The sequence below is a fragment of the Streptomyces sp. NPDC002573 genome, from assembly GCF_042889625.1.
GTDB classification, from domain to species: domain Bacteria; phylum Actinomycetota; class Actinomycetes; order Streptomycetales; family Streptomycetaceae; genus Streptomyces; species Streptomyces gibsoniae.
In genome coordinates, this window is record NZ_JBIARC010000006.1 from 18,050 (window position 1) to 34,013 (window position 15,964).

The 15,964-nt window shown below is 71.8% G+C and carries 14 protein-coding genes; 8 read left to right on the top strand and 6 right to left on the bottom strand.

The window, feature by feature from the left end:
* Positions 1-321: 321 nt before the first annotated feature.
* Positions 322-3,135, bottom strand: a complete 2,814-nt coding sequence (locus ACFYX0_RS07820; protein WP_388967625.1) for an AAA family ATPase — start codon at positions 3,133-3,135, stop codon at positions 322-324.
* A gap of 220 nt (positions 3,136-3,355) precedes the next feature.
* Positions 3,356-4,198 (bottom strand): LuxR C-terminal-related transcriptional regulator, encoded by an 843-nt coding sequence (locus tag ACFYX0_RS07825; protein ID WP_388967627.1) that lies wholly within the window; start codon positions 4,196-4,198, stop codon positions 3,356-3,358.
* A gap of 104 nt (positions 4,199-4,302) precedes the next feature.
* Here ACFYX0_RS07825 and ACFYX0_RS07830 point away from each other — a divergent pair, with 104 nt between their 5' ends.
* Complete coding sequence (locus tag ACFYX0_RS07830) at positions 4,303-5,982, top strand: AMP-binding protein (protein ID WP_388967630.1); 1,680 nt, start codon at positions 4,303-4,305, stop codon at positions 5,980-5,982.
* Positions 5,979-7,592 carry an AMP-binding protein gene (locus ACFYX0_RS07835; protein WP_388967632.1) on the top strand — a complete coding sequence of 538 codons (1,614 nt, stop codon included), beginning with the start codon at positions 5,979-5,981 and terminating at the stop codon, positions 7,590-7,592. Before ACFYX0_RS07830 ends, ACFYX0_RS07835 begins: the two co-directional genes overlap by 4 nt.
* 56 nt (positions 7,593-7,648) lie before the next feature.
* On the opposite strand, the gene ACFYX0_RS07840 is transcribed toward ACFYX0_RS07835, so the two are convergent.
* Positions 7,649-8,440, bottom strand: coding sequence for a hypothetical protein (locus tag ACFYX0_RS07840; protein ID WP_388967635.1), 792 nt, complete (start codon positions 8,438-8,440; stop codon positions 7,649-7,651).
* A gap of 238 nt (positions 8,441-8,678) precedes the next feature.
* Between ACFYX0_RS07840 and gcl the strand changes: the two genes are divergently transcribed.
* Entirely contained in the window at positions 8,679-10,463 is a 1,785-nt protein-coding gene (gcl, locus tag ACFYX0_RS07845) for a glyoxylate carboligase (RefSeq protein ID WP_355913570.1), read from the top strand.
* A gap of 259 nt (positions 10,464-10,722) precedes the next feature.
* On the opposite strand, the gene ACFYX0_RS07850 is transcribed toward gcl, so the two are convergent.
* From ACFYX0_RS07850 to ACFYX0_RS07860, 3 genes are all read right to left on the bottom strand, one after another.
* Positions 10,723-11,004: a hypothetical protein gene (locus tag ACFYX0_RS07850; RefSeq protein ID WP_311693262.1), complete on the bottom strand. Its 282-nt coding sequence runs from the start codon at positions 11,002-11,004 to the stop codon at positions 10,723-10,725.
* Positions 11,005-11,238: 234 nt separating this feature from the next.
* Positions 11,239-12,132 (bottom strand): 2-hydroxy-3-oxopropionate reductase, encoded by an 894-nt coding sequence (locus tag ACFYX0_RS07855; RefSeq protein WP_388967637.1) that lies wholly within the window; start codon positions 12,130-12,132, stop codon positions 11,239-11,241.
* A 43-nt stretch (positions 12,133-12,175) separates the two neighbouring features.
* Positions 12,176-13,015, bottom strand: coding sequence for a TIM barrel protein (locus ACFYX0_RS07860; protein WP_388967640.1), 840 nt, complete (start codon positions 13,013-13,015; stop codon positions 12,176-12,178).
* 240 nt (positions 13,016-13,255) lie between these two features.
* Here ACFYX0_RS07860 and ACFYX0_RS07865 point away from each other — a divergent pair, with 240 nt between their 5' ends.
* The 5 genes from ACFYX0_RS07865 to pucL all read left to right on the top strand — a co-directional run bounded on the left by ACFYX0_RS07865 (position 13,256) and on the right by pucL (position 15,963).
* Entirely contained in the window at positions 13,256-13,507 is a 252-nt protein-coding gene (locus tag ACFYX0_RS07865; protein ID WP_388967643.1) for a hypothetical protein, read from the top strand.
* Positions 13,504-13,872, top strand: a complete 369-nt coding sequence (locus ACFYX0_RS07870) for a helix-turn-helix domain-containing protein (RefSeq protein WP_388967645.1) — start codon at positions 13,504-13,506, stop codon at positions 13,870-13,872. Before ACFYX0_RS07865 ends, ACFYX0_RS07870 begins: the two co-directional genes overlap by 4 nt.
* Before the next feature lie 161 nt (positions 13,873-14,033).
* Positions 14,034-14,543, top strand: coding sequence for a 2-oxo-4-hydroxy-4-carboxy-5-ureidoimidazoline decarboxylase (gene uraD, locus ACFYX0_RS07875; RefSeq protein ID WP_388967647.1), 510 nt, complete (start codon positions 14,034-14,036; stop codon positions 14,541-14,543).
* A 78-nt stretch (positions 14,544-14,621) separates the two neighbouring features.
* On the top strand, positions 14,622-15,029 hold the full coding sequence (gene uraH, locus ACFYX0_RS07880; RefSeq protein WP_388967650.1) for a hydroxyisourate hydrolase: 408 nt from the start codon (positions 14,622-14,624) through the stop codon (positions 15,027-15,029).
* A gap of 4 nt (positions 15,030-15,033) precedes the next feature.
* Complete coding sequence (gene pucL, locus ACFYX0_RS07885) at positions 15,034-15,963, top strand: factor-independent urate hydroxylase (RefSeq protein WP_388967653.1); 930 nt, start codon at positions 15,034-15,036, stop codon at positions 15,961-15,963.
* Position 15,964: the final 1 nt, after the last annotated feature.

Below are 15,964 nucleotides of genomic sequence, written 5' to 3' on the forward strand. Positions count from 1 at the left end.
GTCGGGACGAGCGATGGCCCGTACGTCGACCGAATCGGGTCGGGACGAGCGATGGCCCGTACGTCGACCGAATCGGGTCGGGACGAGCGATGGCCCGTACGTCGACCGAATCGGGTCGGGACGAGCGATGGCCGGCACGTCGGCCGGATCCCGTCGCGGCGCGGGGCGGTTCGGTACGCGGGCCGGACCCGGTCGAGGCGACGGGTGGACCGCACGCGGGCCGGACCCGGTCGGCACGAGCCCCGGCCCGATACGTCGGCACCAGCGCCCGGTCCGGTGCGTCGGCACGAGCGCCCGGCCCGGTACCTCGGCCGGATCCGTTCAGGCCGAGTGGTGGCCCGCCGCCAGGCGCACGATGTCCACCCGCGACCGGATGCCCAGCTTGCGGTACACCCGGGTGAGCGTGGCCTCCACGGTCTTCACGCTGATGAACAGCCGGGCCGCTATCTCGCGGTTGGTCGCGCCCTCCATGACCAACGCGGCCACCTGCCGTTCCGTCGCCGCCAGGGTGTCCAGGGCCGCCGCGGCCAGGGGCGGCTGGGCGGCGGCTCCCGTGACCGCGGCCGTCTCCACCTGGCGCAGCCACGGCATCGCGCGGCAGCGGCGGAAGAGCCGGGCCGCCTCGTCGTACGAGGTGGGCCCGGGCTTGTGGGTGCGCAGACCCGCCAGCGCGTACGCGGCCCGGGCCTCCTCCAGTCCGTACCCCAGTTTCGCCAGCCGGTCCTGAGCCGACGTCAACTGCCGTTGTGCGACGACCGTTTCCCCTCGGGCGGCGCGCGCCAGGGCCTCCGCCCGGTCCAGCACCGCCAGCACGCTCTCCCGTCCGAGCCGCAGCGCACGGGCGCGTGTGGCGTCGATGACGTCCTGGGCCTCGGCCAGGTCCCCGGTGCGCACGAGTGCCTCGGCGAGGTCGCCCTGCCAGCGCCCCCGGGCCGGGTCGGTGACCCCGAGCCCCTCCTCCAACTCCCGGACCCGGCGCAGCGATCCGACCGTACCCGCCGCGTCGCCGGCCACCAGCTGGGCATGCCCGAGGGCGGCCAGGGCCCGCGACAGATACAGCACGTCGCCGTCCTCCTCGGCGCGCCCGACGGCCTCCCGGGCCAGCGTCAACGCCCGCTCCACCTCGCCGCCCGCGGCCTCCGCGAGCGAGGTGAGCATGGCGCTCGCAGCCTCCCCGATGCCGGTGTCACGGGCGAGCCGCAGGCCCTCGCGCGCCAGGTCCAGGGCGCGCCCGCAGTGTCCGGCCCGCAGTTCGGTCTCGGCGAGTCCGCGCAGGAAGTGCACCTCGGCCTCGACCATCCCGCGCCGCCGCACCTCGCGCAGCAGACCGCTGATCGTCTTGCGGGCCTCGGTCAGCTGGTCGCTCATGATCAGCCAGCGGAACCGGGCGTAGCCGGCGCCGTTGTGGTCGCACGCCACCCGCGGGTCCTGCGGTTCCCGCAGCGCCCGTTTGATGGTCACGGGCGCGTCCGGATGCCCCATCAGGGTCTCGGACTGCGCCTGGAAGGCCAGCGCCAGCAGCTCGTTGCGCCGGTCCCCGGCGCGCGCCGCCAAGTCCGCGGCGAGCGCGCCCTCCTCCCGGGCCCGGTCGAAGTCGCCCTCCACGAGCAGCGCCCGCCAGGCGAGTTGGTAGTGCACGAGGGCGAGCAGCCGTGGATCGTCGCCGGCGTCGGTGAGCGCCTGCGGGAAGACCGCGTCGACCTCGGCCATCGCATGCCCGGCGGCGTCGATCACGACCATCCACGCCCGCACCCGGTCCGCCGGTTCGGTCGCCCGTGCCAGCACCTCATGGGCGATGTCCCGCGCGAAGTCCGTCTCGCCCGCCGTCAACGCGTCCTCGGCCGCCTGCAGCCGCCGTTCGTCCGCGGCCGGTGTCGCGTCCACCGGGGTGTGCCGGGCCGCGAGCAGCCCGAGTTCCGCCGCCACCGACGGCGCGCCCCGGTCCCGGGCGGCGGCCGCGGCCTCGCCGAGCCGCTCGGCCACCCCCGGGTCGGCGCCGGTGCTCGCGAGCGCGAGATGCCGGGCCCGCTCGATCGGGTCGCCGGCCGCCGTCGACAGGGCCGCGTGCACGGCCCGCCGCTCCTGAGCGCTCGCCTGCGCGTACAGCGCGGCCGATATGAGCGGATGCGTGAACCGTACGTACGGCGCGTCCCGCTCCGTCAGCAGCAGCCCGAGCGCGGCGGCCTGCGCGGTCTCCGCCTCCGCGTTCGGCCGTCCCGCGGCGCGCAGCAGGGCCAGTGTGGGCCGGGCCCCGGCGCTCGCCACGAGTAGCGTGCGGCGGGCCTCGGCAGACAGCGCCTCCAGCCGGTTGAGCACCAGCGCGCGCAGCGAGGTCGGCACCGGCAGCGGTTCACCGGGGCTCGGCGGCGTCGTGCTCTCGAACAGGGCCCGGCCGAGCTCCAGCGCGAACAGCGGGTTGCCGCCGCTGGTGCGGTGGATGTCCCGGACGGTGGAGCGGGGCAGGCCGGTGTAGCCGCGGTGGTCGAGCAGCGCGGCGATCTGGGTGCGGGGGAGCGGGCCGACCCGGACCGCGACGGTGTCCGGCGGGGCCACGCTCAGATAGCGGTCGTGTTCCTGGCCCTGCGGGGCGGTGTGCGTGCGCACCGCGCACAGCATCTGCACGGGTGTGCCGCCGAGGCGGCGCGCGGCGAAGCCGAGGAGTTCGGTGCTGGCCGGATCCAGCCACTGCAGATCGTCGGCGACGATCAGTACGGGCCCGCGGGCGGCGAGGGCCCGCAGGGTGGACAGCACCGCGAGCCGCAGCGCGAGACCGTCCCGCTGCAGCGTGGACTCACCGCGGCCGGTGAGCGCGGACTCCAGGGCGGTGCGCTGCGGGGCGGGCAGCTGGTCGGCGACCTCGTCCACGACGAGGCCGAGCAGGTCGGCGAGGGCCAGGAAGGGGAGATGGGATTCGGACTCGGTCGCCGAGCAGCGCAACACGGTGCGCGCCTGTTCGCCGTAATCCGCGGCCAGCGAGCGCAGGACGGTCGACTTTCCTATTCCGGCCGGGCCGTGTACCAGCACACTTCCTCCGCCGGCGAGTTGCTCGCGCGCTTCCGCGCACAGCTCGTCCCGGCCGATGACCAGGTCGGGGCGGGGTCTGGCAGGCTCCTTGAAGTCCCGTCGCACGGTCACCGCTCCCCTCCGTGTGTCGTGTCCTGGCCAATATTAGGCAACCAGGCTTTGAATTTCGGACAGCCCGTGAGGTGAGGCAGATAACAAGACGTCGGCAGAGCCGAATTCTCTGGCCTGCCGAATGAATGAGAACCGACAATCCGAGAGCGCGCAAAACGTGCGGGTCGGTGGCAAATCGCCGGGAACCCGTGCAGAGGCCGACAGATGGTCGTCATGGTGTCTACGGCAGCACTCCGGCACGCCGGGCGGCGACCACCGCCTCCCAGCGCGTGCGCGCGCCCAGCTTCCGCATGGCCGACCGCAGATACCCCTTCACGGTCTCCGGGCGCAGCCCCAGCCGCTCTGCGGCCGCCGCGTTGGTGGAGCCGACCGCCACGCACGACAACACGTCCACCTCCCGCGGCGACAGTTCCGCGGCCCGCCCCGAGGTCTCCGGGGGCATGGCGCCCGCCGCGCCCGCCAGACTCCCGCACACGGCCAGCAACTCCTCGCGCAGCGCCGGGTCCTCCACCCGCTGGGCCAGCGACCTGAGCGTGCTGTGCGCCTCGCGGACCCGCTCCCAGGCCGCCCCGGACGGCCCCGCGGGTTCCCGTACGGCCGTCAGCACCGCCCGCGCCTCGTCCCGCGCGACCAGTGCCTGCTCCACGTCCCGCGCCGCGGCCACGGCCGCGCTCAGCGTGCGGTCACCCAGCGGCTGGGCCGTACGCAGGGCGCCGTAGAGGACACCGCGCACCTTGCGCCGTACGACGAGCGGCACCGCGAGCACGGATCTGAGGCCCTCCGTCGCCACCGCCCCGTCGTACTCGTGGCTGATCGTCCGTGAGGCCGAGTAGTCGGTCACCGCGCACGGCCGGGCCAGCGCCGCCACCTTGCCGCCCAGGCCGTTGCCGGAGACGACGGCGAGCGAGCGGAGCGCCGTCGTCGCGGTCCCGCTGAGTTCGCTGATGCGGATCTGTGGCCGCCCGGGCTCCACCAGGCCGCCGAAGGCGACCGGCAGCCCCGTCGCGCGCCGCAGGCGCACCAGTGCGCCGCGTACCTCCACCGCCTCGGCCGTGTCAGCCACCTGTCCGCCCCCCTCGTCGCGCGGCGCACCCCCGTTCGGGGGTGGTGAGACCTGTATCACGGATTACACGATGTGAGCCGGCTGTCCGGCAATGAGGAGGACACGTGACGGTGAACACCGACCCGACGGATGCGTTCCGGGCCGCGCGGGACTTCCTGCTCGCGTACCGGGAGGACTATGCCACGGCCTACGCGGGCTTCCGCTGGCCGCGCCCCACGCACTTCAACTGGGCGCTCGACTGGTTCGACGCCATCGCGGACGGCAACGACCGCACCGCGCTGCACATCGTCGAGGAGGACGGCCGCGAGACCCGGCTGTCCTTCCGCGAGCTGTCCGAACGCTCCGCCCGGGCCGCCAACTGGCTGCGCGGGCGCGGCGTCCGCGCCGAGGACCGCATCCTCGTCATGCTCGGCAACCAGGCCGAGCTGTGGATCACGGCTCTGGCCGCGATGAAGCTGCGGGCCGTGGTCATCCCGGCCACCCCGCTGCTCGGTCCCGCCGACCTGCGCGACCGGGTCGACCGCGGCCGGGTGCGGCATGTGATCGCGCGTGCCGAGGACACCGGCAAGTTCGACGAGGTGCCCGGCGACTACACCCGTATCGCGGTCGGCGGCGCGGGCGCGCGCTGGCAGCCGTTCGAGGATCTGTACGCCGCCTCCGCGCTCTTCGCCCCCGACGGGCCCACGCAGGCGGACGACCCGCTGATGCTGTACTTCACCTCGGGCACCACGGCACACCCCAAGCTGGTGGAGCACAGCCATGTCTCGTACCCGATCGGCCATCTGGCGACCATGTACTGGATCGGGCTCCGGCCCGGCGACGTCCACCTCAACATCTCCTCGCCGGGCTGGGCCAAGCACGCCTGGTCGAGCCTGTTCGCGCCGTGGAACGCGGAGGCGACCGTGTTCCTCCACAACTACACGCGCTTCGACGCGACCCGGCTGATGGCCGAGATGGACCGGGCCGGCGTGACCACCTTCTGCGCCCCGCCGACCGTGTGGCGCATGCTCATCCAGGCCGACCTCACCCAGCTGCGCACCCCGCCGCGCGAGGCGGTCGCCGCCGGTGAGCCGCTCAACCCCGAGGTCATCGAGCAGGTGCGGCGCGCCTGGGGTGTCACCGTCCGGGACGGCTTCGGACAGACCGAGACGGCCGTGCAGGTCTCCAACAGCCCCGGCCAGCCCCTGAAGACGGGCTCGATGGGCCGTCCGAGCCCGGGCTTCCGCATCGAACTGCTCGACCCGGTGAGCGGGGCGCCGGGGGTGACCGAGGGCGAGATCGCCCTCGACCTGTCGGCGCGGCCCGTCGGCCTGATGACGGGTTACCACGGCGACGCCGACCGCACCGCGGAGGCCATGGCGGGCGGCTACTACCGCACGGGGGACATCGGCGCACGGGACGAGAACGGATACATCACCTACGTCGGGCGGTCCGACGACGTCTTCAAGGCCTCCGACTACAAGATCTCCCCCTTCGAGCTGGAGAGCGCGCTGCTCGAACACGAGGCGGTGGCCGAGGCGGCCGTGGTGCCCGCGCCGGACGAACTGCGCCTGGCCGTCCCCAAGGCGTACGTCGTGCTGGCCGCGGGCTGGGAGCCCGGTCCGGACACCGCCAAGGTCCTCTTCGAGCACTCCCGGGACGTCCTCGCGCCCTACAAGCGCATCCGCCGCCTGGAGTTCGCCGATCTGCCCAAGACCGTCTCCGGCAAGATCCGCCGTATCGAGCTGCGTGCGGCCACGGCGGCCGGGTCCGTGAGCGAGTACCGCGAGGAGGACTTCCGGTGACCGCACCGTCGTACGCCCACGGGACCAGCACCACCCCACTGCTCGGCGACACCATCGGCGCCGACCTCGACCGGGCGGTCGCCGCCCACCCCGGACGCGACGCGCTGGTCGACGTGGCCTCCGGACGCCGCTGGACGTACGCGCAGTTCGGCGCCGCCGTCGACGAGGTGGCGCTCGGGCTGCTCGCCAAGGGCGTGCGCAAGGGCGACCGGGTCGGCATCTGGGCGATCAACTGCCCGGAGTGGGTGCTGATCCAGTACGCCACCGCCCGCATCGGCGCGATCATGGTGAACATCAACCCGGCCTACCGCGCCCACGAGCTGGAGTACGTGCTCGAACGGTCCGGGGCCTCGCTCCTGGTCGCCTCCCTCTCGCATCGGACGAGCGACTACCGCGCCCTCGTCGACCAGGTTCGCGGCAACTGCCCCGAACTGCGCGAGACCGTCTACATCGGAGACCCCAGCTGGGAGGAGCTCATCGCGGGCGGGACCGTGGTGCCGCACGCACGACTGGCCGCCGTGGCGGCCGAGTTGAGCTGCGACGACCCGGTCAACATCCAGTACACCTCGGGCACCACCGGCTTTCCCAAGGGAGCCACCCTCTCCCACCACAACATCCTCAACAACGGTTACTGGGTGGGCCGTACGGTCGGCTACACCGAGCAGGACCGGGTGTGTCTGCCCGTGCCCTTCTACCACTGTTTCGGCATGGTCATGGGAAACCTGGGAGCCACCGCGCACGGCGCCTGCATCGTGATCCCGGCGCCCTCCTTCGACCCCCGGGCGACACTGGAGGCGGTGCAGCGGGAGCGCTGCACCTCCCTCTACGGCGTCCCGACGATGTTCATCGCCGAGCTGAACCTCCCCGACTTCGCCGAGTTCGACCTCTCCTCCCTGCGGACCGGCATCATGGCGGGCTCCCCGTGCCCCGTCGAGGTGATGAAGCGGGTGGTGGCCGAGATGCACATGGAGGAGGTGTCCATCTGCTACGGCATGACCGAGACCTCCCCGGTGTCGTTGCAGACCCGCAGGGACGACGACCTGGAGCACCGCACCGCGACCGTCGGCCGGGTGCTGCCGCACATCGAGGTGAAGATCATCGACCCGGCGACCGGCGTGACCTTGCCGCGCGGTTCGGCCGGTGAGCTGTGCACCCGCGGCTACAGCGTGATGCTCGGCTACTGGAACGAGCCCGACAAGACCGCCGAGGCCGTCGACCCGGGACGCTGGATGCACACCGGCGACCTCGCGATGATGCGCGAGGACGGCTATGTCGAGATCGTCGGCCGGATCAAGGACGTGATCATCCGCGGCGGCGAGAACGTCTACCCGCGTGAGATCGAGGAGTTCCTCTACGCGCACCCGAAGATCGCCGACGTCCAGGTGGTCGGGATCCCTCATGAGCGCTACGGCGAGGAGGTCCTCGCCTGTGTGATCCCGCGGGACCCGGCCGATCCGCCGACGCTGGAGGAACTCCGGGCCTTCTGCGAGGAGCAACTCGCGCACTACAAGATCCCGAGCAGCCTGCGGATCCTCGACTCCTTCCCGATGACGGTGTCGGGGAAGGTGCGCAAGGTGGAGCTGCGGGAGACCTACGCGGAACAGCCGTAGGGGGCGGGGCGGGCCGGTCGCAGGGGGGCGGCCGGTCCGCCCGAGGCGGGCGAGCGTCAGGCCGGGCCGGCGGCCAGTTCGTCGGCGAGGCTGTTCACCGGCTGGGGCGCGCCGGTGAGGTCGAGGACGAACAACGGGACGCCCAGGCGGTCGGCGACGGCCCGGGCATCGTCGGCATAGCCCGCGAGGGAGAAGTAGACACAGCGGGCGGACTCGGACAGCGCGGTGAGCCACAGGCACTCCACGTCCCGCAGCGACGCCGGCTGCACCGTGGGATCCACCTGCGCCAGGATCCCGCGTGCGGCGAGCCCGATCCCGTTCGGCTGCCGCTGGTCGGCGCGCCGTATGTCGCGGTAGCCGAGCCAGCGCAGATAGAGCGCGGCCACGGTGACGGCGTCGCGTGCGGAGCGTATGGCGACGGGCTGAAAGGCGGTGCGGGACTGCTTCCGCCTGCCGACCGGGCCGGATTCGAGGCTGCCGTCGCCCGCCGGGTCCGGCGTCACCGCGCCCGCTGTCCGCTGCCGTGGCCCCGTGCCCTGCGGAGGCCGGCCCGGCTCCTCCGGTGACGCGGGGCCGGGCTGTCCCGGCAGCCCGGCGACCGGGACACGAAGCACCGTCCCGCACGCACAGCCCAGTTCCGGGTGCGGCCACTCGTCCTCACGTGCGCACGCACCGCAGCGGACCGTGACCCAGTCGTCGGCCCAGGTGCGGTGGGTGACGACGGAGGGCTCACCGAGGCGGTCCAGCGGCGGGGCGACCGGGGCGCCGCACACACAGGGGTAGCGCGGTGCGGCGTAGAGATGTTCACGGCGGCAGATGGGGCAGCGCACGAGGACGCTCTCGGACATGGCCCTCTCCACCCCTCACATCGGACACCGGTCCCATCCTGCTCCCAAGTGCCCCCGCTTGTCCTCGGCTTCGCGCACCGTGCGCCCCGGCGCCGCCCGCTCTTGACGGCTGTCACCACCCCACCTACATTACTTCCGAATAGCAGAAATAAGTTTCCGCAATACGGAAACAACACAGAAGTGCTCACCGCGGGGCGCGACGGGAGCGCGAGTCCGACAGCCGAGGCAGGAGTAGTCCATGGCTCGAATGACCGCTGCCCGCGCGGCAGTCGAGATCCTGAAGCGTGAGGGCATCAGCCACGCGTTCGGGGTCCCGGGTGCGGCGATCAACCCCTTCTACGCGGCCCTGAAGGCCTCCGGCGGGATCGGGCACACCCTCGCCCGCCATGTCGAGGGCGCCTCCCATATGGCGGAGGGCTATACCCGCACCCGTCCCGGGGCCATCGGCGTGTGCATCGGCACCTCCGGTCCGGCCGGCACCGACATGATCACCGGGCTCTACTCGGCGACCGGTGACTCGATCCCGATCCTCTGCATCACCGGGCAGGCCCCGACCGCGGTGATCCACAAGGAGGACTTCCAGGCCGTCGACATCGCCTCCATCTCCAGGCCGGTCACGAAGATGGCCGTCACCGTGCTGGAGGCCGCCCAGGTGCCGGGCGTCTTCCAGCAGGCCTTCCATCTCATGCGCTCGGGCCGGCCCGGACCGGTCCTCATCGATCTGCCCGTCGACGTCCAGCTCACCGAGATCGAGTTCGACCCGGAGACCTACGCACCGCTCCCGGTCCACCGGCCCGCCGCCACCCGCGCCCAGATCGAGAAGGCGACGGCGCTCCTCAACGGCGCGCGGCGCCCGCTGATCGTCGCGGGCGGTGGTGTCATCACTGCGGACGCGGCCGAACTCCTCGTGGAATTCGCCGAACTGACGGGCACTCCGGTCGTGCCGACCCTGATGGGCTGGGGTGTCATCCCGGACGACCACGAGCTGAACGCCGGGATGGTCGGACTGCAGACCTCGCACCGCTACGGCAACGCGACCTTCCTGGAGTCCGACTTCGTCCTCGGCATCGGCAACCGCTGGGCAAACCGCCACACGGGACGGCTCGACGTCTACACGGCCGGCCGGACCTTCGTCCACGTCGACATCGAGCCCACCCAGATCGGCAGGATCTTCGCCCCCGACTACGGCATCACCTCCGACGCCAAGGCCGCCCTCGAACTGTTCGTGGAGGTGGCACGGGAGTTGAGGGCGGCCGGTCGGCTGCCCGACCGGGGCGACTGGGCCGCGGCCGCCCAGGAGCGGAGGGCGCGCCTGCTGCGCCGTACGCACTTCGGCGACATCCCGATCAAGCCGCAGCGGGTCTACGAGGAAATGAACAAGGCCTTCGGGCCCGAGACCCGGTATGTCTCCACCATCGGCCTCTCCCAGATCGCCGGCGCCCAGATGCTGCATGTCTTCCGGCCCCGCCACTGGATCAACGCCGGTCAGGCCGGCCCCCTCGGCTGGACCGTCCCGGCCGCCCTGGGCGTCGCCACGGCCGACCCGGAGGCGTCCGTCGTCGCCCTCTCCGGGGACTACGACTTCCAGTTCATGATCGAGGAACTGGCCGTGGGCGCCCAGCACCGGATCCCGTACATCCATGTCCTCGTGAACAACGCCTATCTGGGCCTGATCCGCCAGGCGCAGCGGGCGTTCGACATCGACTTCCAGGTCAATCTGGAGTTCGAGAACATCAACTCGCCAGAGCTGGGCGTCTACGGTGTCGACCATGTCAAGGTCGCCGAGGGCCTCGGCTGCAAGGCGATCCGGGTGACCGACCCCGCCGGGCTGGGCGCCGCGTTCGAGCAGGCCGGGAAGCTCGCCGCCGAGCACCGGGTGCCGGTCGTCGTCGAGGTGATCCTGGAGCGCGTCACCGACATCTCCATGTCGACCACCAACGACATCGGCGCCGTGGTCGAGTTCGAGGAGACCGCGTCCGAGCCGGGGCACGCGCCGACCTCGATCAGAACCCTGAAGATCTGACGCGCGCCGCGGCGAGACGGCGGCGAGGGGCGATCCGGCGTGATGCGGGTCGCCCCTCGCGTTGTCGCACCCGGAGAGGTCCGGCGCGCCGCGGTACCCCCGTAGTTCGCGACGCGCCCGGGACGCCGCCGACGGGCGGCCCGGACCCCTCCGGCAGGGCCTGCCGCCCCCGTGCCGACAGGCCCTGTGTGCCGATAATCTGCCCAAGTGGCCGGGCATTTGAAGCCTTCCGGCGGGTGTTCAGAGGATGACTTGAGGGTTACGTAGACGGCCTACGCCACTGTGTGTAGGCGGGGTCTTCGGTCTCTTCGATGTAGTGCTCCGACAGCCCCGGCCAGTCCTCCGGCCCGCCGCCCTGCCACTCGATGAGGTCGCTCTCCTCGACCTCGATCCGGTCCAGGTCGGCCAGGCGCAGGATCTCGACGACGTCGTCCAGATGGCTGGCGAGTCCGAGGGTGACATCGCCCTCGGTGACCCGCCGGGATCCGTCCAGGGCCGGGGCGTGCACCACGATGTGCGGATGCTGCGATGACTGTTCCATGTCTTCAGCCTCCTGCCGCCCGGACCGATCCGCACCCCGGACCCGTCCGTACCCCGGACCCATCCGCACCCCGGACATCAGCCGCATCCCGGTCACGATCCGCGTCGCGGACACAGGAAAGCGCCGGACGCGGAACGGTCCGTGTCCGGCGGAGGGTTCCGGGTGGTGCCGGCGCCTGGGCGCGACAGGACAGGTGTCGGCGACGGCACCACCCGGAGTCTGGGGTTCGAAGGCTCAGATACCGGTGCCCGAGAGGCGTTCCACGCCCCGCAGCAGGGCCGAGTGGTCCAGGCCGCCGTCGCCCTGCGCGCGCAGGGACGCGACCAGTTGGGCGACCACGGCACCGACGGGCAGGGCGGCCCCCACGGCGCGGGCGGCGTCCGTGACGATGCCCATGTCCTTGTGGTGCAGATCGATGCGGAAGCCGGGGGTGAAGTCGCGGTTCAGGAAGTTGTCCTTCTTACGGGCCAGCACGGTCGAGCCCGCCAGCCCGCCGCCGAGCACCTCCAAGGCGGCCCCCAGGTCCACCCCGGACCTCTCCAGGAAGACCACGGCCTCGGCGCACGCCTGGATGTTCACGGCGACCATGAGCTGGTTCGCGGCCTTCACGGTCTGCCCCGAACCGTGCGGTCCGCACAGCACGACGGTCCTGCCCAGCGCCTCGAAGAGCGGCCTCGCCGCCTCGAAGTCGGCCTGCTCGCCGCCGACCATGATGGACAGCACCGCCTCGACCGCGCCGGCCTCACCGCCGGACACCGGTGCGTCGAGGACGCGGATGCACTTTCTCCCGGCGTGCTCGGCCAGGGCGACCGAGGTCCCCGGGGTGATCGACGACATGTCGATCAGCAGGGCGCCGGGCCGGGCGTTCTCCAGGATGCCGCCGGGACCGTAGGCGACCGCCTCGACCTGGGGGGACGCAGGCACCATGGTGACGATCACGTCGGCGTCGCGCACGGCCTCGGCGACCGAGGCGGCCGCCGTGCCCCCGGCGGCGGTCAGGCGGTCCAGCTTCTCCCGCTCCAGGGTGTACCCGGTGACGTCGTACCCCGCCTTGATCAGGTTCTCGGACATGGGGGAGCCCATGATGCCGAGGCCGATCCAGGCGATCTTGGGAAGCGTGGTGGTCATGGGGTGCCTCTCTGACTGCTCTGCTGCGTCTGGGGGTCGAAGCTCAGCGGGCGGCGCGTGCCCGGGCCGGCAGCCAGTCGAAGGCCCCGGTGCTCGGGGCGTCTCCCGGCTTGTACTCCAGGCCGATCCAGCCGTCGTAGCCCGCCTTCGCGAGCCGGTCGAGGAGGTCCGCCAGCGGGAGCGAACCCGTCCCCGGCGCTCCGCGGCCCGGATCGTCGGCGATCTGGACGTGGCCGGTCCGCGGGGTGTACCGGTCGATCACCTCCGGCAGGTCCTCGCCGTTCCTCGACAGGTGGTACAGGTCCATCAGGAACCGCGCGTTGGCGAGACCGGTCGCCGCGTTCACACGGTCGACGACCGCCACGGCGGCCGGGGCCGACACCAGCGGATACCGCGGGGACTCCGTCCTGTTCAGCGCCTCGACGAGGACGACCGCGCCGATGCGGTCAGCGGCGCGGGCCGCCAGCACCAGGTTCTCCAGGGCCAGCGCGTCCTGCTCGGCCGGGTCCACGCCGTCGACGCGGTTGCCGTACAGGGCGTTGAGGGCCGTACAGCCCAGCGCCCCGGCGAAGTCCGTCGCCACCTCGACGTTGGCGCGGAACCTCGCCGACTCCTCGCCGGGGACGGAGAGGGCGCCGCGGTCCGGTCCCGGCAGCTGTCCCGCGTAGAAGTTCAGTCCCGTCAGACGCACCCCCGAGGCCTCGATCGCCTTCCCGAGGGCGTCCAGTCGGGACGGCTTCGGGGTGGGTGAGTCGGTCCAGGGCCACCACAGTTCGACCGCGGTGAAGCCCGCCGCGGCGGCGGCCGCGGGACGTTCCAGGAGCGGGAGCTCCGTGAAGAGGATCGACAGATTGACGGTGAAGCGCTGGTCGGCGAATCCCATCCGCGGCGCCCTTTCCGGCCGACTTCCGTATTGTGGAATCGAGATTTTGCTTAGTGGAAGGCTGTCGTGCCTGATGCCCCTTGTCAAGCGGAGGGAAGGGGAAGCGGCCGCAACCTGGCGTCGGTTAGGGTCGCCTCGTGCTGGACGGGGGTGGCTCCGTCCCGGTGGAGGCCCCCGACGTGCCTTCGTCCCGGGCGATCCGGATGGCAGTACAGGTCACGACCGTGCTTTGGGGGCACCGTGCGACTGAGAGTGGAGTTCACGACCGAGCCCTTCGACCTCGACGAGGTGCCGGGGCATGCGCAGGTCGCCCGGGAGGTCATGGAGGCGGCCGATCTGGACGCCGTGGACGTCGGCCCGTTCGGCAACACCGTCGAAGGCCGCGCCGACGCGGTGCTCACCGCCGTGGACGGGCTGCTGCGCAAGAGCCTGGAGGCCGGTGCCACCCGGATCTCGTTGCAGGTCAACGTGGTCACGGAGGCCGGCAGATGAGCGGGTCCGGGGACGAGCCCTTCATCATGGCCGTGAAGCCGCTGGTCGACGCCATGGGCGGCGAGATGCTGCCCCCCGACCAGGCGGGACCGGATGATGTCGTACTCGTCTGGGAGGGCACCGGCGTCGTCGCCGTACGGCTGCCGCAGCTCGCCGACTCGCTCGATCACATCCTCGCCGCGATGGAGCGCAAGCACGGCAGGTCGCTGGCCGAACTCGACCGCAAGGCAAAGCAGGAGGTCGTACGGGCCCTGGAGGCGCGCGGCGCCTTCGCCGTGCGCCATGGTGTGGAGACCGTCGCGAGCGCCCTCGGTGTGAGCCGCTTCACCGTGTACAACTACCTCAACCGTGAGAAGGGGGCCTGACCGCGCCCGATGCACTCCGTGCGGACCCTGCCGGCGGGCCGCCGCCCGGCGCTCGGGCGGCGGTTGGCGTCCCTCCGGATTTTCAACAAAGTGTTGACGCTGCCCGGTGGAGGGCGTTAGCTGTTCGCAGTCCGTTCAGCCCCCAGGCCACGGAGGCACCCGTGACGTCGACTTCCATGCCGCCGGGACTCGCCCGGTTCAACGCCCTTGAGGAGCAGGCGGCCTCGGCCGTCCTCCTTGAGGCGTGCGCCTCCACGGCATGGGCCGCCCGGCTGCTCGCCGCCCGCCCCTACCGCACCGCCGATGACCTCTACGCCGCCGGCGACGCGGCCATGGCCGAGCTGACCGCTGCGGACCTCCAGGAGGCGATGGCCGGGCACCCGCCGATCGGCCGCCCCAGGCCGGGCGACCCCACCTCGGCCCGGGAGCAGCGCGGCATGGCGGGCGCCTCGGTGGAGCTGAGGGCGGAGATGCTCGAACTCAACATCGCGTACCAGGAGAAGTTCGGGCACGTCTTCCTGATCTGCGCGACCGGGAAGACGGGGGAGCAGATGCGGGACGCGGTCAGGGAGCGGATCGGCAACGCGCCGGAGGAGGAGTGGGAGATCGTCCGCACCGAGCTGGGGAAGATCAACCGTATCCGGCTCGCCCGGCTGCTCGACACCGTCTGACCCACGACCGCCGGACACCTCGACTCCGTCCGAGGCAGGACCGCCGGACTCCTCGACACCACCTGAAGAGGACAGCGCATGAGCACCGAGACCACCGCCTCCGTCTCCACGCACATCCTGGACACCAGCGTCGGCCGCCCCGCACCGGGCGTCGCCGTCCGTCTCCTGGCCCGCGCGGGCCGGGACGCGGACTGGCAGACGCTCGGCGGCTCCGTGACCGACGCGGACGGCAGGTGCAAGGGCCTTCCGGACCCACCGGAGGGAACCACCCACGTACGGCTCGACTTCGACGTCGAGGCGTATCTCGCAAGGTCTGTGAAGAAGCCGGCCGAGGCGCAGCAGGACGCCCCCGCGCATCGGGAAAGCGGGACCCCCGGAGCGTTCTTCCCGGAGGTGACGGTCACGTTCGCCGTCGTGCCGGGGGAGCACTACCACGTGCCGCTGCTGCTCAACCCGTTCGGCTACTCCGTCTACCGAGGGAGCTAGCTGTATGACCGTCAACTCCGGCCCCACCCGCCCTGTGGTCCTCGGACAGAACCAGTACGGCAAGGCCGAGAACCGAGTCGTCAGGATCACGCGGGACGGCGCCACCCACCACATCAAGGACCTCAACGTGTCCGTCTCGCTCTCCGGCGACATGGACGAGGTGCACTACTCGGGCTCCAACGCCCACGTTCTGCCGACCGACAGCACCAAGAACACGGTGTACGCGTTCGCCAAGGAGCACGGCATCGAGTCCGCCGAGCAGTTCGGCATCCGTCTCGCCCGCCACTTCGTGACGTCGCAGGAGCCCATCCGCCGGGCCCGGATCCGGATCGAGGAGTACGCCTGGGACCGGATCGAGCACGCGGGACGCGGCGCGCACTCCTTCGTCCGCAGCGGCCAGGAGACCCGTCTGGCGCAGATCACCTACGACGGCTCGGCGTGGGAAGTCGTGTCGGGTCTGACGGATCTGACCGTGCTGAACTCGACCGACTCCGAGTTCTGGGGCTTCGCGAAGGACAAGTACACGACACTGCCCGAGACACACGACCGCATCCTGGCCACGTCCGTCACCGGCCGCTGGCGCTTCGGCTGGAGCGACGACGCCCAGCGGATGCCGGACTGGAACACGTCCTACGAGGAGGCGAAGAAGCACCTGCTCCAGGCCTTCGCCGAGACCTACTCCCTGTCGCTTCAGCAGACCCTGTACCAGATGGGCGCACGCGTCATCGAGCACCGCGGCGAGATCGACGAGGTCCGCCTCTCGCTCCCGAACAAGCACCACTTCCTGGTGGACCTGGAGCGGTTCGGGCTGAAGAACGACGACGCCGAGGGGGCCGTGTACTACGCCGCCGACCGGCCCTACGGCCTGATCGAGGCGACCCTCCTGCGGGAAGGCTGCGAGGCACGGATCCCGGTGGACCTCACCAACCTGTGAC